The organism is Mycobacterium sp. NPDC003323 (assembly GCF_053589535.1).
Map to the genome: position 1 here is coordinate 256,760 of NZ_JBSFSB010000001.1, position 18,209 is coordinate 274,968.

General features: G+C 68.8%; 17 protein-coding genes and 1 pseudogene. 8 read left to right on the forward strand and 10 right to left on the reverse strand.

Going from position 1 to position 18,209, the window contains the following annotated elements; genetic code table 11:
* The first annotated feature begins 320 nt into the window (after window positions 1–320).
* Entirely contained in the window at window positions 321–2,081 is a 1,761-nt protein-coding gene (locus tag ACWDUN_RS00980) for an N-acyl-D-amino-acid deacylase family protein (protein WP_449923348.1), read from the forward strand.
* Window positions 2,081–2,635 (forward strand): chorismate mutase, encoded by a 555-nt coding sequence (locus tag ACWDUN_RS00985; RefSeq protein WP_449923351.1) that lies wholly within the window; start codon window positions 2,081–2,083, stop codon window positions 2,633–2,635. The genes ACWDUN_RS00980 and ACWDUN_RS00985 overlap by 1 nt, the downstream gene beginning before the upstream one ends.
* Window position 2,636: 1 nt before the next feature.
* Here the strand turns inward: ACWDUN_RS00985 and ACWDUN_RS00990 are convergent, their stop codons facing one another.
* Complete coding sequence (locus ACWDUN_RS00990; protein ID WP_449923354.1) at window positions 2,637–4,163, reverse strand: PTS transporter subunit EIIC; 1,527 nt, start codon at window positions 4,161–4,163, stop codon at window positions 2,637–2,639.
* Window positions 4,164–4,224: 61 nt separating this feature from the next.
* On the opposite strand from ACWDUN_RS00990, the gene ACWDUN_RS00995 reads away from it, so the two are divergent.
* From ACWDUN_RS00995 to nagA, 3 genes are read left to right on the forward strand one after another with little or no spacing between them, the layout of a single operon-like run.
* Window positions 4,225–4,686 (forward strand): PTS sugar transporter subunit IIA, encoded by a 462-nt coding sequence (locus tag ACWDUN_RS00995; protein WP_449923357.1) that lies wholly within the window; start codon window positions 4,225–4,227, stop codon window positions 4,684–4,686.
* Window positions 4,686–5,471, forward strand: a complete 786-nt coding sequence (gene nagB, locus ACWDUN_RS01000; protein ID WP_449923360.1) for a glucosamine-6-phosphate deaminase — start codon at window positions 4,686–4,688, stop codon at window positions 5,469–5,471. The genes ACWDUN_RS00995 and nagB overlap by 1 nt, the downstream gene beginning before the upstream one ends.
* Window positions 5,472–6,614: an N-acetylglucosamine-6-phosphate deacetylase gene (gene nagA / locus ACWDUN_RS01005; RefSeq protein ID WP_449923363.1), complete on the forward strand. Its 1,143-nt coding sequence runs from the start codon at window positions 5,472–5,474 to the stop codon at window positions 6,612–6,614.
* On the opposite strand, the gene ACWDUN_RS01010 is transcribed toward nagA, so the two are convergent.
* Window positions 6,611–6,844 carry a hypothetical protein gene (locus ACWDUN_RS01010; protein ID WP_449923366.1) on the reverse strand — a complete coding sequence of 78 codons (234 nt, stop codon included), beginning with the start codon at window positions 6,842–6,844 and terminating at the stop codon, window positions 6,611–6,613. The two genes, nagA and ACWDUN_RS01010, sit on opposite strands and share 4 nt — an antisense overlap.
* A 311-nt stretch (window positions 6,845–7,155) precedes the next feature.
* Here ACWDUN_RS01010 and ACWDUN_RS01015 point away from each other — a divergent pair, with 311 nt between their 5' ends.
* Both ACWDUN_RS01015 and ACWDUN_RS01020 read left to right on the forward strand, forming a co-directional pair.
* Complete coding sequence (locus ACWDUN_RS01015) at window positions 7,156–10,347, forward strand: Ig-like domain-containing protein (RefSeq protein WP_449923369.1); 3,192 nt, start codon at window positions 7,156–7,158, stop codon at window positions 10,345–10,347.
* A 21-nt stretch (window positions 10,348–10,368) separates the two neighbouring features.
* Entirely contained in the window at window positions 10,369–10,764 is a 396-nt protein-coding gene (locus ACWDUN_RS01020; protein WP_449923372.1) for a DUF2237 family protein, read from the forward strand.
* Here ACWDUN_RS01020 and ACWDUN_RS01025 read toward each other — a convergent pair.
* Both ACWDUN_RS01025 and ACWDUN_RS01030 read right to left on the reverse strand, forming a co-directional pair.
* Window positions 10,761–12,375: pseudogene (locus ACWDUN_RS01025) on the reverse strand (patatin-like phospholipase family protein). The gene ACWDUN_RS01020 and the pseudogene ACWDUN_RS01025 overlap by 4 nt on opposite strands.
* A 58-nt stretch (window positions 12,376–12,433) precedes the next feature.
* Window positions 12,434–12,625: a hypothetical protein gene (locus ACWDUN_RS01030; protein WP_449923375.1), complete on the reverse strand. Its 192-nt coding sequence runs from the start codon at window positions 12,623–12,625 to the stop codon at window positions 12,434–12,436.
* A gap of 90 nt (window positions 12,626–12,715) precedes the next feature.
* Here ACWDUN_RS01030 and ACWDUN_RS01035 point away from each other — a divergent pair, with 90 nt between their 5' ends.
* Window positions 12,716–13,345: a GNAT family N-acetyltransferase gene (locus ACWDUN_RS01035; RefSeq protein WP_449923377.1), complete on the forward strand. Its 630-nt coding sequence runs from the start codon at window positions 12,716–12,718 to the stop codon at window positions 13,343–13,345.
* A 13-nt stretch (window positions 13,346–13,358) separates the two neighbouring features.
* Here the strand turns inward: ACWDUN_RS01035 and mbtN are convergent, their stop codons facing one another.
* The 6 genes from mbtN to crcB (ACWDUN_RS01065) are packed head-to-tail and all read right to left on the reverse strand — an operon-like array spanning window position 13,359 to window position 18,197.
* A complete protein-coding gene (mbtN, locus tag ACWDUN_RS01040) occupies window positions 13,359–14,540 on the reverse strand; it encodes a mycobactin biosynthesis acyl-ACP dehydrogenase MbtN (protein ID WP_449923380.1) in 1,182 nt (393 codons plus the stop codon).
* Window positions 14,537–16,111 (reverse strand): long-chain-fatty acid--ACP ligase MbtM, encoded by a 1,575-nt coding sequence (gene mbtM, locus ACWDUN_RS01045; RefSeq protein ID WP_449926136.1) that lies wholly within the window; start codon window positions 16,109–16,111, stop codon window positions 14,537–14,539. Before mbtM ends, mbtN begins: the two co-directional genes overlap by 4 nt.
* 17 nt (window positions 16,112–16,128) lie before the next feature.
* Window positions 16,129–16,398, reverse strand: a complete 270-nt coding sequence (locus ACWDUN_RS01050; RefSeq protein WP_449923382.1) for an acyl carrier protein — start codon at window positions 16,396–16,398, stop codon at window positions 16,129–16,131.
* A 52-nt stretch (window positions 16,399–16,450) separates the two neighbouring features.
* Entirely contained in the window at window positions 16,451–17,452 is a 1,002-nt protein-coding gene (locus tag ACWDUN_RS01055; RefSeq protein WP_449923385.1) for a DUF190 domain-containing protein, read from the reverse strand.
* The gene (gene crcB, locus ACWDUN_RS01060) at window positions 17,449–17,808 is read right to left on the reverse strand and encodes a fluoride efflux transporter CrcB (protein WP_449923388.1); all 360 of its coding nucleotides are present in this window, start codon (window positions 17,806–17,808) and stop codon (window positions 17,449–17,451) included. The genes ACWDUN_RS01055 and crcB (ACWDUN_RS01060) overlap by 4 nt, the downstream gene beginning before the upstream one ends.
* Window positions 17,805–18,197 (reverse strand): fluoride efflux transporter CrcB, encoded by a 393-nt coding sequence (crcB, locus tag ACWDUN_RS01065; protein WP_449923390.1) that lies wholly within the window; start codon window positions 18,195–18,197, stop codon window positions 17,805–17,807. Before crcB (ACWDUN_RS01065) ends, crcB (ACWDUN_RS01060) begins: the two co-directional genes overlap by 4 nt.
* Window positions 18,198–18,209 lie beyond the last annotated feature (12 nt).

Consider the following 18,209-nt stretch of genomic DNA (forward strand, 5'->3'; position numbering starts at 1 on the left):
CGGCGCCTCGGCTGTGGATAACTGCGGACGTCTCTGCCCGGATAGGGGTGCGGACCGTTGGCCGAGATTGACATCAGGGTCGTGCGTCATCGGGTGCGTTGGGGTTTTCACCGCCCTAGAGCCGATCTTGCGGCGAGATCGGTCGCAGGGTCGTTGCCGGCCGGGGAACTGCCCGGATCGACGACCGTGAGGTCGAAGTCGCGTAAGCGTTGCGCGGGGTATATCGGCCGGAGAGCCGACAGTGAACACTTTTACAAATCTGCCTAGTCCGCGGCGCCCCAAGTGCTACACACGATCCAAGGGAACCGAAGGAGCGAGTCGTGTTCGATCTCAAGATCATCGGCGGAACGGTTGTCGACGGCACCGGCGCGGACCGGTTCACCGCGGACGTGGCCGTCAAGGACGGACGCATCGTGGCGGTACACCGGCGCGGCCCGCACGACCCTCCGCTGAACGGCGATGCCGCCGAAACCATCGACGCCACCGGCAAGATCGTCGCCCCCGGCTTCGTCGACATCCACACCCACTATGACGGCCAGGTCAGCTGGGACGATGTGCTGGAACCGTCGGCCAGCCACGGCGTGACCACCGTCGTGGCCGGCAACTGCGGGGTCGGATTCGCCCCGGTGCGCCCCGGCCAGGAGCAATGGCTGATCGAGCTGATGGAGGGTGTCGAGGACATCCCCGGCACGGCACTGACCGAGGGCATCACCTGGGGCTGGGAAAGCTACGCCGACTACCTCGACGTCATCGGCCGCCGCGAACTGGCCGTCGACATGGGCAGCCAGATCGCCCACGGCACCGTGCGCGCCTACGCCATGGGCGAGCGCGGCGCCCGCAACGAACCCGCCACGCCTGCGGACATCGCGGTCATGAGCCGCATCGTGCAGGAGGCCATCGAGGCCGGGGCACTGGGCTTTTCGTCGTCACGCACGCTGGCCCACCGCGCCATGGACGGCGAACCCGTGCCGGGCACCTTCGCCGCCGAGGACGAACTGTTCGCGCTCGGCCGCGCCACCGCCGCCGGCGGCGGCGCGGTGTTCGAACTCGCCCCGCAGGGCGCGGCCGGCGAGGACATCATCGCGCCCCGCAAGGAACTGGAATGGATGCGCCGCCTCGGCGAGGAGATCGACTGCGCGCTGAGCTTCGCACTGATCCAGGTCGATGCGGACCCTCACCTGTGGCGCGAACAGCTCGATCTCTCGGCGGCCGCGCACGAGGCGGGCAGCCGGCTGCACCCCCAGGTCGCGGCCCGCCCGTTCGGCATGCTGCTGGGTTTCCCGGGCCATCACGCCTTCACCCACCGGCCCACCTACCGCACCCTCAAGGCCGGGTGCAGCCGCGAGGAACTGGCCGCCAGGCTCGCCGAACCCGCTGTACGCCAGGCGATCCTGGCCGAAGAGGACCTGCCGATCGACCCGAATGTGCTGTTCGACGGGATGTTCGCGCTGGCCCAGTATTCCGCCGACCGGCTGTACTCACTCGGCGAGCCGCCCGATTACGAGCCCACCCGCGACAAGACGGTGGCCGCCATCGCCGAGGCGCGCGGCCAGGACGTGCTGGCCGCGATGTATGACCTGATGCTGGGCGACGACGCGTCGACCATGCTGATGCTGCCGATGTTCAACTACGCCGAGGGCAACCATGACGCCATCCGCGAGATGATGACCCACCCCGCCGGCGTGCTCGGCCTGTCCGACGGGGGCGCGCACTGCAGCATGATCTGCGACGCCTCATACCCGACCTTCCTGTTGACGCACTGGGCACGTGATCGTCACCGCGGCGCCAAGCTGCCGCTGGAGTACGTTGTGCGTAAACAGTCCCATGACACCGCGCAGCTGTTCGGGCTGACCGACCGCGGGGTCATCGAGATCGGAAAGAAGGCCGACCTCAACGTGATCGACCTCGACGCGCTGACCCTGCACGCACCGAAGATGGCCTGGGATCTGCCCGCCGGCGGGCACCGGCTGGTGCAGGGCGCCTCCGGTTACACCGCGACGATCGTCAACGGCGTCGTCACCCGCCGCGACGGTGTGGACACCGGCAAGCGCCCCGGCCGGCTGCTGCGCGGGGCCCGCTGATGCGGCTGCTGCTGGCCGCCGCCCTGACCGCTGCTGCCGCAGCCACCGCGGCCCCGACCGCCGCCGCCGACGTGCTCAGCCCGCTGCAGCCGCTCGTCGACGCCGCCGCCCAGCGACTGCAGACCGCCGACCCCGTCGCCGCCTCGAAATACCTGACCGGCGGCGCCATCGAAGACCCACAGCGTGAACAGCAGGTCCTCGACACCGTCGCGGCCGCCGCCCAGACCCGCGGAGCCGACCCCGCCTACGTGCGCGACATCTTCCGCGACCAGATCGACGCCACGGTCTCGTTGCAGCACAGCCTGTTTGCGCACTGGAAGCTCGACCCCGCCACGGCCCCGGTCACCGCACCCGACCTGGCCGCCACCCGCGCCACAATCGACACCCTCAACCAGCGGATGGTCGACGAGATCGCGCAGCGTCAGCCGGAACTGCACGACCCGTCGTGTCCCGCCGAGCGGGAGGCGGCCATCACCGAGGTGACGGTCAACCGCAACCTCGATCCGGTGTTTCGCCGCGCGCTGGAATACGCGACGCACGACTACTGCCGCTGAATCAGAGCACGCCGAGGATGTCGTTCTTCAGCGCCTCGGCCTCGGTGCCGAACACCGCCTGCACGTTGTTGCCGACCTCGATGACACCGGCGGCGCCCAGCGTCTTCAGCCGCGCCTGATCGACCTTGGCCGGGTCGGCGACCTCCATGCGCAACCGGGTGATGCACGCGTCCACGTTCACCAGGTTCTCCCTACCGCCGAACGCGGCGATGACCTGCTCGGTGCGGCCGGCGTCGGCTCCGGAGCTGACCGCGGTGGTGGACTCGGTGCCGGCGCCGACATTGGCGGCCTCCTCGGCCTCGAACTCCTCTTCGGGCTCGCGGCCCGGGGTGCGCAGGTTCCACCGCGTGATGGCGAAGCGGAACAGCAGGTAGTACACGACGAAGAAGACCAGTCCCATCCCGACCAGCAGCGGGATGTTCTTCGCCGCGGGGGCGCCGCCATAGAGCAACAGATCGATCAGGCCCGCGGAGAACGAGAACCCCAGATGGATGTCGAGCGCGTAGGCGATCGCCAGCGACAGACCGGTCAGCACCGCGTGGATGACGTACAGCGGGAACGCCACGAACATGAAGGCGAACTCCAGCGGCTCGGTCACACCGGTGAGGAACGCCGTCAACGCGGCCGCCGACAGGATGCCGACGGCGATCTTGCGCTGCTTCTTGTTGGCGACGTGGATCATCGCCAGCGCCGCGGCGGGCAGACCGAACATCAGGATCGGATAGAAGCCCGCCGTCAGGTGCCCGCCGGTGGGATCGCCGGCGGCGAAGCGCGTCAGCTCACCGGTCACCACCCCGTTGGGGGTCTCGTAATCGCCGTAGAGGAACCAGATATAGGAGTTCGGGATGTGGTGCAGCCCGACCGGGATGAGCATCCGGTTGGCGAACCCGTACACGAACGCGCCGATCGCTCCCGCCCCGCCGATGAACTCACCGAGGCTGGTCAGGCCGGCATCGAAGATCGGATAGAAGTAGCTCATCGCGAACGCGACGAACAGGCTGGCCAGCGACACCACGATCGGCACGAACCGGCGGCCGCCGAAGAAGCCGAGGTAGGACGGCAATTCGATGGTGTGGTACTTGTCGAACAGCCACGCGGTCAGCAGTCCGATGACGATGCCGCCGAACACGCTGTAGTTGATCTGCGCCTGTTCGCCGGCCTTGTCGAGCACGCCGTCGAGCACGAACGGCGACATGGTCTCGAACACCTTGTCCATCACCAGATAGCCGACGACGGCCGCCAATGCGGTGGAACCGTCGGCCTTCTTGGCGAACCCGATGGCCACACCCACGGCGAACAGCAACGCCAGATTGTCGAACAGCGCACCGCCGGCCGCGCTCATGGCCTGGAAGAACGGCCCGATGACCGGCGACTCGATGCGGCCCAGCAGATCGGGCTGGCCCAACCGCAGCAGGATGCCGGCCGCGGGCAGCACCGCGATGGGCAACATCAGACTCTTGCCGAGGCGCTGCAACTGGGCGAACCCCGGAATTCGGCGACTGCTCTGCGGTTTCGTGGACCCTGTCATTGGCGGGAGCTTAGACGAGAACACCGGTGCCCAAGACCGTCTTCGGCCTACTGTTGGCACCATGACGACATCAGTTATCGCCCCGGTGCCCGGCCGCGCGGTCGCCCTCGGCGACGTTCCCGACCCGGTGTTCTCCCAAGGCATGGTCGGTTACGGCGCGGCCATCGACCCGCCGCACGAGGTCGTCGAGGCCGTCGCGCCGGTCAGCGGCAAGCTGATCAAACTGATGCCGCATGCCTTCGTCGTGTTGACCGCCGACAACGTCGGCGTGCTGGTGCACCTGGGTCTGGACACCGTCGCGCTCAACGGCGACGGGTTCACCACCCACCTGCAGCAGGGCGCGGCGGTGACCGCCGGCGAGGTCGTCATCACCTACGACATCCCGTCGGTGGTGGCCAAGGGTCTCAACCCGATCGTGCCGGTGGTGGTCATGGACGAACGCGAACCCGCCAACATCACGGTCACCCCGCCGGTGGGTGCGCACCTGACGGTCGGCGCCGGACTGTTCGAGGCACACCGCTGATGGAAGTCATCATCGCGCCCGACGCCGCCGCGATCGGCACCCTCGCCGCCGACGCGATCAGCGCGTTGCTGGCCCGCAAACCCGACGCGGTGCTGGGCTTGGCCACCGGATCGTCACCGCTGTCCATCTACGACGAACTCACCAGACGCCATGAGGCAGGCCGGCTTTCGTTCGCCCAGGTCCGCGGCTTCACGCTCGACGAGTACGTCGGCCTGCCCGCCGATCACCCGGAGCGCTACCGCAACGTCATCGACACGGTGTTCGTCTCGCGGGTCGATTTTGCCGACGGCGCCGTGCAGGGCCCCGACGGTCTGGCCGCCGACATCCCGGCCGCCTGCGCGGCGTACGAGGCGGCGATCCGGGCCGCCGGGGGAGTGGATCTGCAGATCCTCGGGATCGGCACCGACGGTCACATCGGCTTCAACGAACCCGGATCCTCATTGGCCTCGCGCACCCGCATCAAGACGCTGACCGCCCAGACCCGCTCCGACAACGCCCGATTCTTCGACGACGATATCGATGCGGTGCCCACCCACTGCCTGACCCAGGGCCTGGGCACCATCCTCGATGCGCGGCACGTGGTCCTGGTGGCGACCGGGCGCAGCAAGGCCGAGGCCGTGCACCACCTGGTGGAGGGTGCGGTCAGCGCGATGTGGCCGGCCAGCGTGCTGCAGCACCATCCGCATGTGACGGTGCTGCTCGACGGTGCCGCGGCGCGGCGCCTGCAACTGGCCGAGTACTACCGCGAGACCTACCGGTCCAAGCCCGACTGGCAGGGCATCTGAGTGCTGCTGGCCGCTGAAACCCTGGCCACGGGCGCGGATCTGTTGCGGCCCGGCTGGATCGACGTATCCGGCACCGAGATCCGCGCGGTCGGTACCGGCGCGCCGCCGCGACCCGTCGACCGCGACCTCGGTGCGGTGACCATCGTGCCGGGCTTCGTCGACACCCACGTGCACGGTGGGGCCGGGGCGAATTTCACCGCGGGCACCGCGGAGGAGACGGCGACCGCCGTCGGGATCCATCGCCACCACGGCACCACCTCGCTGGTGGCCTCGCTGGTGACCGCCGCCCCCGACGAGGTGCTGCGTCAGGTCGGTGCGCTGTCGGCCGATGTGCGCGCGGGCCTGCTCGACGGTATCCACCTGGAGGGGCCGTGGCTGTCCGAACTCCGTTGCGGTGCCCATGAACCCGCGCTGATGAGGGATCCGGATCCGGCCGAGATCGAGCGGGTGCTCGCCGCCGGCGGTGGCGCGGTGCGGATGGTGACATTGGCCCCGGAACGCGACGGCGCCCGAGAAGCGATCGCGCAGTTGACCGATGCGGGCGTGGTGGTGGCCGTCGGGCACACCGAGGCCAGCTACGCGCAGACCCGGGCCGCGATCGACGCCGGCGCGACGGTGGGCACGCACCTGTTCAATGCCATGCGTCCCATCGATCGTCGGGAACCGGGCCCGGTGATCGCCCTGCTGGAGGATCCGCGGGTCACCGTCGAGGTGATCACCGACGGCGTGCACATCGGCCCGGCGATCTACCGGCACGTGGTGCAAAGCGCTGGGCCGCAGCGGGTGTCGCTCGTCACCGATGCGATGGCCGCGACCGGCATGGCCGACGGCCACTACGAGCTCGGCCCGCTGGGCGTGCAGGTGACCCACGGGGTGGCCCGCGTCGCGGGCACCGACACCATCGCCGGCAGCACCGCGACGATGGACCATGTGTTCCGGTTCGCGGTGACGCACAGCGGATCAGCACGCGATGAGGCACTGCTGTCGGCGGTCGCGCAGTCCTCGGTCAACCCGGCGCGCGCGCTGGGATTGCCGGATGCGCGGCTGATCGCGGGGAACGCGGCCGATCTGGTGGTGCTGGATGCGGATCTGACGGTGGCGGGTGTGCTGCGCCGCGGTGCGTGGGTGGTGGAACCCGGCTAGGGAACGCAGGTTCCGCCCAGTGCGCAGGGCAGGACGGCATCCATCCAGCCGTGGTTGTTCTGCATCATCGCCAACAGCCACGCCGCGAGTACGACGGCCGAGAACGCCCCGGCGGTGAACAACACGACGACGATCGCCAGCAGCGCGATGCCCGCCGGGGATCCGCTCGCCATCAGTCGTACGGCGCGCACCACGACGTCGATGACGCGCACCATGAGCATGAGTACCACGGGCGACACTCTAGACCGGCGACCGACCGCTGCGGATGAGTCTGCATGCGGTTGCAATTCTGGCAATTTCAGCTAATCGAAATGCGGCGGGCCATATGCCGCAGTCTCTGCATCAAACTGCATTTACAGCAAATTTTGACGCGTTCGGAATTGACTCCGGGCGGTGGACGCAATCACTGCGTCTGCCAGGGAATTTGCAGGATATTCATTGAAAGAGCATGCAATTCGGGTCGGATTGGCCATGATCGCGAATGCAACAACCAAATACGAGGTTCGCCTCCCACTCGGACGGGCTGGTTCATGGCAACGAATTGTGCAACGCATATCGGCCGCATCGGGGCGTTGGCGGTGTCCCTCGGAATCGGGTACGCAATCCTCGGCGCCCCGGCGATCGCCTCCGCCACACCGAACCCGGCCGCAGCGATGGCGAGTCCAACACCGCGTCCTCGGAGCCCGCCGAACCGTCTGCCCCCGCGGAATCGACAGCCGACACCCCGGCCGGCGATCCGGACCCGGAACCCGAAGACGCGCAACCCGAGCCACCCGCGGCCCCGGACGTCGAGGAACCCACCGAACCCACGGCCGAAGACCCGAAGCCCGAGACCACCGCGAGCAGTACCCGCAAGCGCGATTCTCGGACCGCGATCTCCTGCACCACCTGCCGTGACGCTGCCCCGCAGAAGCCCGCCCCGACGATCACCGAGCCCGAACCCGAAGCCGTCGATCTCGACGCCGCACCACCGGTCGAATCCGCGCCACCGGCCCAGCCCGCCGAAATCCCGGTTCCCGCACCGGCGGTGCCGACAGCGCCGGAACCCGAGGTCATCACGTCCGGCACGGCTTCCGCGCCGATGACGGCCGAGACCATCTCATCGGGACCCGCCGCCGACGGTGCGCCCGACATCCCGGTGCAGACACCGGCCGCGCTGGCCCTGCTGGCGTGGACCCGCCGCCAGACCGAAGAAGCGCTGCTGCTGACCACCGTCACCGCGACACCGCCGTCGGCGTCGCCCACCCAGGGCGCACCGGACCAGAACACCGGCACCGTGACCGGCGCCATCAACGGCTCCGCGCCGAACCCGGTGAGCTACCACGTCACCAGCGGGCCGGCGCGCGGTGTGCTCACCGTGCACCCGACGACCGGTGTCTTCACCTACACGCCGACCGCGGCGGCCCGCTTCGCCGCCGGCATCACCACCGCGGCCGATCACGACACCTTCACCGTCGCCGTCGGTGACGGCACACACACCACCACGGTCACCGTCACGGTGCCGGTGTTGCCGTCGGTGGTGTCGGGCCCGTCGTCGAAGGGCGTGGGCTGGAGCCCGGCCGGAGTCGTGGTGTCGGGCACCAAGATCTACGTCACCAACGCCGGCAGCAACTCGGTCTCGGTGATCGACCGGACCACCGGGGCCACCAGCACCATCAAGGTGGTGAGCTCGCCCAAGGCAATCGCGTTGAGCCCCGACGGAACCCGCCTGTACATCGGCGGCAGCAACGCGGTCTCGGTGGTCAACACCGCCACCAACACCGTCGTGCATAAGATCACCACCAACGGCGGACAGATCTACGGTATCGACGTCTCGGCCGACGGCACCCGCGCCTATGTGACCAACTACGGCAAGAACACCGTCTCGGTGCTCAACACCGCGACCGGCAGCGTCATCGCCACCATCGGGGTGGGCAGCAGGCCCGGCGGCGTCGTGCTCGCCGGATCGCGTCTCTACGTCGCCAACGGCGGCAGCGGCACCGTCTCGGTGATCGACACGGTGACCAACAGGATCGTCGGCAGCCCGATCACCGTGGGCGCCAACCCTTCCGAAATGGTGGCGGCCGCCGACGGTTCACGGATCTACGTCACCAATCACGGTAGTGGCACCGTGTCGGTGATCGACCCCGCCGCCACCAACCCGGTGATCGCCACCATCACCGTCGGCGCGCAACCGCAAGGCATCGCCCTCAGCCCGGATGCGAGCCTGCTCTACGTCGCCAACGGCCGCGACACCGTCGCCATCATCGACACCGCAACGCGCGCCGTCTTGCGCACCGTGACCATCGACGGCTGGGCCGAAACAGGTTCGCACCGCCTGGCACTGAGCCCGGACGGCAGCCAGATCTACATCACCGACATGGTGGACAACTCGCTGCGCACCCTGACCATCGGCCGCGGGAACACCGCACCTGTGGCCGGCACCCCGACGGTCGGCGCGCCCAACGCCCAGACCGGCGTCGTCACCGGGCACCTGAACTTCACCGACCCCGACGGCGACCCGCTGACCTACACCGTCACCAAGGCACCGACCAACGGCACGCTGCTGATCAATGCCCAAGGCGGATACACCTTCACACCCACCCAGGCCGCGCGCGACGCCGCCGCGCAGACCCCGGGCATCGACACCGTCACCTTTCACGTCGCCGCCAACGACGGTCAGGTCGGTTCGGCCACGATCGCGGTGACGGTGCAGATCGCGCCGAGCAGCACCACCGTGCCCGGTGACAGCACCGGCCTGCTGCAGAGCATGTTCGACGCCCTCAAGCCGGGTGACACCCTGACGCTGGCACCGCAGACCTACCGGCACTCCGGGGTGCTGACCATCCGGGTACCCGGGGTGACCATCAACGGCAACGGTGCCACCCTGTACGCCACCAACGACGACACCTCGTCGGTGCAGATCCTGGCCGACGGGGTGACACTGCACGACATCACGCTGGCCGCGGCGCTGACCGGCCCGCGGTACTACGCCCCGCAGCATCACAAGCTGGTCATCATGGCCGACCATGTCACCGTCACCGACGTCACCATCCACGGCTCCGCCGGCGCCGGGATATACCTGGACAACGCAGGCTATTTCGAGCTCAACGATGTCCGGGTGATCCGGTCCCGCGCCGACGGTATCCACATGACCAACGGCTCCCACAACGGGGTGCTGAACAACCCGTACACCGAATGGACCGGTGACGACGGCATCGCCGTGGTGTCCTATGTTCCCGATGTCGGCGGCATGAGCCGCGATATCACCATCAACAATCCCACCGTCAACGGCACCACCTGGGGACGCGGGGTCAGCGTCGTCGGCGGCACCAACATCACCTACAACAACATCACCGTGCGCGACACCGACTCGGCCGGCGTGTACATCGCCACCGAATGGAGCTACAACACCCGCTCCGTGGACGGGGTGCGGATCCTCGGCGGAACCGTCACCAACGCCAACACCAGCTCCACCGTGGTGCACGGCGCGGTGCTGGTGTACGCCGGTAACGCGGCCACCAGCGTGCGCGATGTGACCATCGCCGACCTGACGATCAGCGGCACCCCGATCACCGCCGGCCGCATCCTGGGCATGATCGCCGAAAATGGCGCGAGCGTCAGCGGCATCACGTTCAGAAACCTGGCGTTGCAACGGTCCAACGCGATCGCCACCGCCTACACCAACGTCGCGGCGTGGCTGTATCAACTGATCGGCGTGACGGTCAACGGGGTGGCGGTCAGCGCGCTGTGATGTCGGCGGCATGATGGGGTCATGCCCGAACACCCCGAACTCAATGTGCTGGGCGGCCCGCTCGAGCCCTGCGGCAGCGACCCGGTCACCGGCTTCTACCGGGACGGCTGCTGTTCGTCCGGCCCGGAAGACGCAGGGATGCACACCATCTGTGCCGTGGTGACCGCGGAGTTCCTGGAGCATCAGCGCTCGATCGGCAACGACCTGAGCACCCCGATGCCGCAGTACCGGTTTCCGGGACTGGTGCCCGGTGACCGGTGGTGCGTGACGGCGGTGAACTGGCTGCGCGCCTATCAGGACGGTTACGCCGCACCGGTGGTGATGGCGTGCACGCACGAACGCGCCCTGGCCATCGTCCCGCTGGAGGTGCTGGCCGAGTATGCCGTCGATGTTCCCGACGATGCGAGCGATCTCTAGGTGATGTGTCGGTTGCGCCACCGCTGCAAGCGGTTGCGCGGCCGCGACGCCTCCGAGAGCACCGTGCTCATCGGCGTGGCGGTGTCCCGGGCCGCCCGGACGCCGGTGGGTGAGAGCGCGTCATCCCACCAGATCGGTTGCAGCAGCGTCGATGTCACGCCGATGGCCTTGTCCACCCGCTTGTGACCCCAGCTGCACGCCCGGTCGATCGCACCGGTCGACGGTGCCAGGTTCACCGGGGACAGGGTCGGCGAGAACCGCACGATGTGGTCGGAATAGGGCAGATTGCGCACCATCTGCAGTTGGATGGCCTGCGCGATCGGTGCCAGCCACAGGTGGCGCGGATCCCACTGCGGGTGGAAGGAGTCGAACGCCAGGTAGACCGCGTTGCGGGTGCCCAGGCGCCCGTCGCGGATCCGTTTCCAGGCCAACTCCACCGGCACGTTGCTGGCCGCGCCGCCGTCGACGATCGCGCCGATATCGTGGGCACGCAACACCTCGTCGAGGATCGGCACCATCCGCGGATCGCGGGTCTCATGGTGCAGCACACCGGGAATCGCCGACGAGAACGAAGCCGCGTCCACGACGTTGAAATCGCGGGTCAGGGCATCCCCGCCGACGACGATGGCCTTGACCACCCGCGAGTCGATGAACGCCGCGGCCTGCCACAGCCGGGCGGCGACCTCCGGGCCGATCCCGATCGGCAGGAACGGCAGCGTGCGCAGCCGCAACACGGCCGACTCCTGATGGCGGAACTTGGCCGGCAGCGCGGCGAACGGCTGGCGGCGCACCCCGGCGATGACCGCCTCGTACGGAATGCCCAGATCAGACATCCGCATCGGCTCACCGTCCTCCCGGGTGAACAGCGCGTCGGCGAACTCGTCGAAGCGCAGGGAGAACATGCCGGTCAGGCCGTGCCTGCGGTGCAGTTGCTCGGGTCCCAGGATGGCGCGGTAGGACACCGTCTTGGCCCACGCCACGTACTCCTCGATGGGCACCGGCAGCGAGCGGGCCATCACCGCGCCGATCACCGATCCGATGGACGAGCCGATCATGTAATCGGGGACCTGACCGGCCTCCAGCAGCCGCTGCATGCCGCCGATGTAGACGAAGCCGGCGCCGCCCCCGCCCCCCGAGTACCGTGACCAGCTTCTTGTGGCCCACCTCGGCGTCGAGTTCGGCGGCCGAGAAGTCATCGGCATGCCGCTCGATCAGCAGCGCGCGCTGCTCGTCCTGACCGGCCGACAGCACACCGAGCACCTGCCGGGCGGCCTTCAGCGCCGTGACCGCGTGGCGTTCGTTGCGCAGCGGCCCGTGCAGCAGATCGGTGACCCGCTCGCGCCAGGTGGCCAGCTCGGCGGCCACCGACACGTCACCGCGGCCGCGGGTGCCGCCCGGGCCGGCCGCGCCCGGCTCGAACTCGGCCAGCTTCGCGAAGTTCAGCAGATAGCGCAGCCGACGCAGCTGCTCGTCATCGAGGATGCCGGGATGGGCCAGGTGCAACCGCACCAGCCGGTTCTCCATCTTCTGCAACGGCAGCGCAGGGTCGGCGGTGGGCGGTTCGGCGTCCAGCGCCTCGATGTTCTCCCGCTCCTCGGCGGCATCGGCCAGCGCGGTGGCGGCGACCTGGTCGGCGGCCGGGCTGATCGGGATCTGCACAGCGACGACTCTAAGCCGAGCGGTCCCGGGATCCGACGAAAGCCAGCAACGCTGGGTCGGTCGAGGTGAAGCGATCGACCTCCTCACCACCGTCGCAGCGCAGCAGCGCGATGGTCAGCCGGTCGGGCCGGCGATCCACCACCTCCCAGTGCGCACCGGTGTCCTCCCACCTTCGCAATTCCTCGACGAAGTCGCGATTCATCTCCCTACGATCTCATCATGGGTGTGCATCGTCACGGCCCCCGATGTAGCCGACCTCAAGATCACGTCGGCAGGTAGGCTCGGCGGTCAAATGATCGAGATTGACGAGCCGCTGCCGATCCTGCCGCGCGAGCTGACCGATGTCCCGGACGAGGTGCGTCGGGTGGGTCCGCCGTTGACACCCACCGTCAAAGGCCCGTATGGCGTACGCCTGGTCGATCCCGACAAGGACGCCGAGATGATCTCGGAATGGATGAACCTGCCGCACCTGGTGCAGGCGTGGGAGTACGCCTGGCCGCCGGAACGCTGGCGGTTGTACCTGAAAGCCCAACTGGCCGGAACGTTTTCGCGACCGTTCCTGACCAGTCGCAAGGGTGAGGACATCGGGTACATCGAAGTGTACCGAGCCGCAAAGGATTCCATCGCGACGCGGTATGAGGCCGATCCATATGACCTCGGTGTGCACGCCGCGATCGCCGACACCCGGCTGGTCAACCGGGGCATCGCACCGCTGATGCTGCCGAAGCTGATGGCCGATATCTTCGACCGGGAACCGCAGTGCCGACGGGTCATGTTCGACCCCGACCACCGCAACGCCGGCGCCCGCCGCCTCGTCGAGTATGTGGGCTGCACCTTTCTCGGCGAACACCAGATGGCAAACCGCAAGATGGCGCTGTACGTGTTCCCGCGTACCCCCGAGGACATCCCGGCGCTGCGCTGAGCGCCGCTGTCCCTCAGGCCATGGCGCCCATCATCTCGGCGTAGCCGTCATGATCGGGTTTCATCGCCGCGGCGACCAACTCCCACAACACCTCATCGGTGCCGCCGCCGACGCGGGCCAGTTTCATGTCCCGCCACCACTGACCCAGCGGTGTCTCGTCGACCAGATAGCCGGTGCCGCCGAAGATGTGCATGCATTCGGAGACCACCTCCTCGCCGAGACGGGCCGCGCACACCTTCATCGCGGCGGCGGTGCGCAGGTCGAGCTTGCCGCCCGCTGCGATACCGGTCAGCGCGTGCCGCAGCAGATCCACCCGGGCCTGCAGATCGGCCATCCGCATCCGCAGCGCCTGATGCTCGTACAGGGTGTGGCCGAACTGGCTGCGGTTCATCATGCGCGCCAACGTGATTCCCAGCACGCGCTGGCAGCTGCCGGCGATCTGGCCGGCCACCGACATCCGCTCGTGCGCCAGCCCCCAGGAGATCGCGGCCAGCCCGGTTCCGGCCCGGGCCACCAGCGCATCGGCGGGCACCCAGGTGTCGATGTGCACCGCGGCGGTGTCCAGCGGACCGGCGCCGACCTTGTTGTAGGGCGTCTGCACCTGCACACCCGGATCATGCAGCGGGACCGCGATGACGACGACGTTGCCATGCCTGCTGTCCGGATCGTTGTCGACATTGCGGGCCACCGCCATCACGTAATCGGCGATGGGGGACAGGGATACGAACTTCTTGACGCCCGTGACCTCGAACCCGTCGCGCACCGATCGGACGGTGGTCCCGACGATCTGCAGGTCCGAACCGCCGGACTCCTCGGAGGCCCCGACGCACAACACGGTCTGCCCGCTGATGGCCTGCTCGCAGATCGCGCGCAGGTGTTCGGAGCGGCCGAACCGGCGCAGCAGCGCGATGGCCGAGTCGTGCAGGCTGACCCCGACCGCGATACCGGCCGACCCGAGCTTGCCCAGCCGCAGCGCCAGCGCGATGACCTTGGCGACATCGGGTTGCTGCGCGTCACCCCACTTGGCGGCGAAAACCCCTTCGCGGCCCAGGTATTCGATCAGCTCGCGGGGGAACTTGCCGGTGCGTTCGGCCTCGGCGGTCCAGGCGCGGACCCGGTCATCGAAGACCCGGTCCAGCAGCTCCTCGAATTCCTGCAGGGAGGTGTTGACGGGGCGATCGTCGATCACGGTCATTGTCCGGCACCCTCCAGATTTCGTTTGACCTCCAGGCGGCGCAGCTTGCCCGAGGAGGTGCGCGGCAGCGACCCGGGCCGCATGAACACCACATCGGCAGGCACCACACCGCATTCGGAGGCGATGAGCGCCACCATGGCCGTGCGGGCGGCGGGCTCGTCGGCGCCCTTGAACTCGGCGGCGATCACCAGACCGGGCCGGGTGGCCGGGCCGTCGGTGCCCACGGCGACGACGGCGCCGGCGCGCACGCCCTCGACCTGAGCGGCGACGTTCTCGATCTCGGTCGGGAAGATGTTGCGCCCGGCCACGGTGATGATCTCCTTGGCGCGCCCGCAGATCACCAGGCTGCCGTCCAGGAAGTAGCCGATATCGCCGGTGGGGAACCAGGATTGCGGGTCCACCGTGGCCTCGCCGAGGTAGCCGTGCATCATCGAGGTGCCGCGGATCTCGACCTCGCCGACCTCGCGGTCGGACACGTCACCGGAGAACCGCTCGCTGGTCGCGATGCGGATCTCCATCCCGGGAATGGCCTCACCCAGCACGGCGTGCTTGCGCGCATAACCGCCGTCGTCGGTGACGACGTGGATCTCATCGACCCGCAGTCCGCTTCCGGGCGCGGGAACCGCGACGGCACAATTGGATTCGGCCAGTCCGTAGGACGGTGCCAGCGCGCCGGGATCCAGCCCGAAGCGCGCCATCTCCGAGGCGAACAGCCGACTGCCGTCGCAATCGACCGGCTCACCGCCGTTGAGTGCGAAGCGCAGGTGCGCGAAGTCGACATCGCGGACCAGGCCGGCGTACTTGCCGACGATGTTGTAGGCCATGTTCGGAGCCGCGGTGACGGTCGCGGCGCTGTCGGTCAACCACTTCAGCCAGCCGAACGGCTGGGCCGAGAACGCCGTGGTCGGCGCCTGCCACAGTTCGGCCCCGGCCAGCGCCATGGTGAGCACGAACGACAGACCCATGTCGTGGTAGAGCGGCAGCCAGGAGTGACCGCAGTCGGCGGCGGTGACCTCGACCCGGGACACCAGGGCGCGGATATTGGCCAGCACCGCCTCGGGCGACAACTGTGCGGTGCGCGGGGTCCCGGTCGAGCCGGCCGTGCCCTGCAGCACCGCGGTATCGGCGGCACCGACGGTGCCGGTGTGGGTGTGCGAGCGGTGCGGGTGCGCGATGCGGCTGACATCGTGCACGGTCAGGTGGCTGTCGGCGGCGCCGAGTTCACGCAGGTGCGAGCCGTGACTGAACACGGTGCGCACCCCGATGCGGGCGAACCTGTCCAGGGTGGCGCGCGCCCACCGCTTGGGGTCGGCCCCGCGCACCGGCCCGGGCAGGATCGAGACACCGGCGCCGGCCAGGAAGGCGCCCGGGATGGCCGAGATGAATTCGGCGGTCGGATCGCCGACCAGGCCGACGACGTTTGCTCCGTCATCGCAGATGTGGGCGGCGACGTTCTCGGCCCGGGCGTGGATTTCACCCCACGGGTGACGGTTCCAGTTCCCGGTCTCGGTATCGAGCACGGCCAGCGCACGGTCGGTCGAGGTCATCGACGCCGACAGGGCGTGCGCCAGAACCGATGGCGCTGTGGTCACGAGTTGGCCTGGTCCGCAGGCAGTTTCGCCAGCACGATCTTCTCCAGGTCGCCGAGCGTCTCGCAGTTCAGCAGGTCTTCCTCGTCCAGCGCCGCACCGAGGCGGTCTTCGATGGCGACCATGCCGACGGCGAACGCCACCGAGTCCATGCCGACATCGTCGACGAGCCGGGAATCGCGGCTGACCCTGCTGACGTCGATGTTGAGGTCTTCACGCAGGATTGCCAGGAGCTGAGGGTTCACCGCTTCGGACTGTGACATTTCCATGTTCGGCGACCCTACACCTGAGAATTTACTCAGGGTAGGCTTACCTGATGTGCTAGGCCCCACTCGTGTCGGCGAATGCGGTGCCACCCAGCAATCGGCCCGAATCGATGGACACCGCCGCGGGCACCACCTCGCTGATGACCAGGCCGTGGGTCCCGGTCCAGGTATCGACGATGTCGAAACACCGCGCGATCCGGTCCGGGGTGTCCACCAGCACCGTCGTGACCGGCACCCGACGGGCGACCCGGAACAACCGGTCCCCGTGCGGCCGATGGGCCCCGTGGAAACCCCAGACGCCGCGCAGCACGGTGACACCGCCGCCGGTGCCTCGCTCCCGCAGTGCGTCGACGATGCCGCGGTGGATCGGTACCCCGTCTCGGCGGGTGGCCTCGTCGGTGTGGATGGTCAGCCGCTGCCAGATCGGGCGACCGGCCGGATCGGTGGCCGGCCAGGCGATCGGGGTGCCCAGCAGCACCCCGTCGCGTTTGCACACCTGTACCGGCCGCACCACCGCTGTGGGCAGCGCGGACCGCACCGCCGCCACCTTTTCGGCGGTGCCGACGGCGTCGACCAGCAACGGCACCTCGGTGTTGGCGCCGAAGAACCGCGCACGCTGCCGTCGGCCTCGCACTGTGCCGTCCACGCCGAGATACACAGCGGCGCCCAGGAATCCGTGACGGTGCAGTAGATCGGTGACATCCCGGAACCGGTCATGACGCCGCAGTTGCAGGCTCAGCGCGCATTCACCGTGGGGCGCGTCGGTCACTTGCTCCAGCGTCACCAATCCGTGCTGCACTTCGCCCACGACCTGCTCGGCCAGCGCGGTGATGCGCTCATCGGTGTCCACCGCCGTCAGCACCAGCGGCAAATCCTCCGAGGCGCTCAGTGCCCGATCGGTGCGCAATTCGTGGCGCGGGCCGAACCCGGCGATACCGCGCAACACCACACTGTCGGCGACCGCGCGCTCCGCGAACATGTCCAGCAGCGAGTCGGCGACAAAACCGTCTGCGCCGCGCTGTCTTTCGTCGAAATAGGCGGTCAGTCGGCGCGTCACAGCTGCCTCCCGACCAGCTGACCCAGCCACACCGCGACCAAGCCCAGCGCCACACTCACCACGATGTTGAGCACCGCGGACCGCCCGCGCCGCTCCTCGGCCAGCCGCTGGGTCTCCAGCATCCAGGTCGAGAACGTGGTGTACGCGCCGACGAACGCCGTACCGGCCAGCAGCGCGGCGTGCGGGCTGAGCGCCACGACCCCGAGCAGGCCCAGCAGAAAGGCGCCGCTGATGTTCACCGCCAGCGTGCCGACCGGGAATCCGCTCCCCAAACGCCGGGACACCAGCCGGTCGACGAGCAGGCGGCACACCGCCCCGAGCCCGCCGATGACGAACACGCCGACCCACACCGTCATGGCCGGGCCCGCCTGACCAGCGCGGTGGCCGCCTGCGCCGCCAACAGTCCCAGACCGATGCTGGCCGCGGTGTAGCCGGCCGCCAGCCCGTAGTGCCCGTGCTCCAGCATCACCACCGTCTCGACCTGCATGGTGGAGAAGGTGGTCAGCCCGCCGCACAGCCCGGTGCCCAGCAGCGGGCGCCGATACCCCGACACCGGGAGCCGTTCCAGCAGCCGCGTGGTGAAGAAAGCCAGCAGCGCCGCGCCGACGATGTTGACGATGAAGGTGGCCCACGGCCAGTGTCCGGGCGGGACCGCCAGCGCGTGGGTCAGGCCGGCCCGCGCCAGGGTGCCGATGCCGCCGCCGACGAAGACCGCGGCCAGTTCCCGCCGATCGGTGAGCGCCACCCGCAAAGTATG

What these genes read in the sequence shown, in the direction of transcription:
- ACWDUN_RS00985 (WP_449923351.1), top strand. Translation starts at nt 2,081, where the DNA reads ATGCGGCTGCTGCTGGCCGCCGCCCTGACCGCTGCTGCCGCAGCCACC.
- ACWDUN_RS00990 (WP_449923354.1), bottom strand. Translation starts at nt 4,163, where the DNA reads ATGACAGGGTCCACGAAACCGCAGAGCAGTCGCCGAATTCCGGGGTTC.
- ACWDUN_RS00995 (WP_449923357.1), top strand. Translation starts at nt 4,225, where the DNA reads ATGACGACATCAGTTATCGCCCCGGTGCCCGGCCGCGCGGTCGCCCTC.
- nagB (WP_449923360.1), top strand. Translation starts at nt 4,686, where the DNA reads ATGGAAGTCATCATCGCGCCCGACGCCGCCGCGATCGGCACCCTCGCC.
- ACWDUN_RS01020 (WP_449923372.1), top strand. Translation starts at nt 10,369, where the DNA reads ATGCCCGAACACCCCGAACTCAATGTGCTGGGCGGCCCGCTCGAGCCC.
- ACWDUN_RS01030 (WP_449923375.1), bottom strand. Translation starts at nt 12,625, where the DNA reads ATGAATCGCGACTTCGTCGAGGAATTGCGAAGGTGGGAGGACACCGGT.
- ACWDUN_RS01035 (WP_449923377.1), top strand. Translation starts at nt 12,716, where the DNA reads ATGATCGAGATTGACGAGCCGCTGCCGATCCTGCCGCGCGAGCTGACC.
- mbtN (WP_449923380.1), bottom strand. Translation starts at nt 14,540, where the DNA reads ATGACCGTGATCGACGATCGCCCCGTCAACACCTCCCTGCAGGAATTC.
- ACWDUN_RS01050 (WP_449923382.1), bottom strand. Translation starts at nt 16,398, where the DNA reads ATGGAAATGTCACAGTCCGAAGCGGTGAACCCTCAGCTCCTGGCAATC.
- crcB (WP_449923388.1), bottom strand. Translation starts at nt 17,808, where the DNA reads ATGACGGTGTGGGTCGGCGTGTTCGTCATCGGCGGGCTCGGGGCGGTG.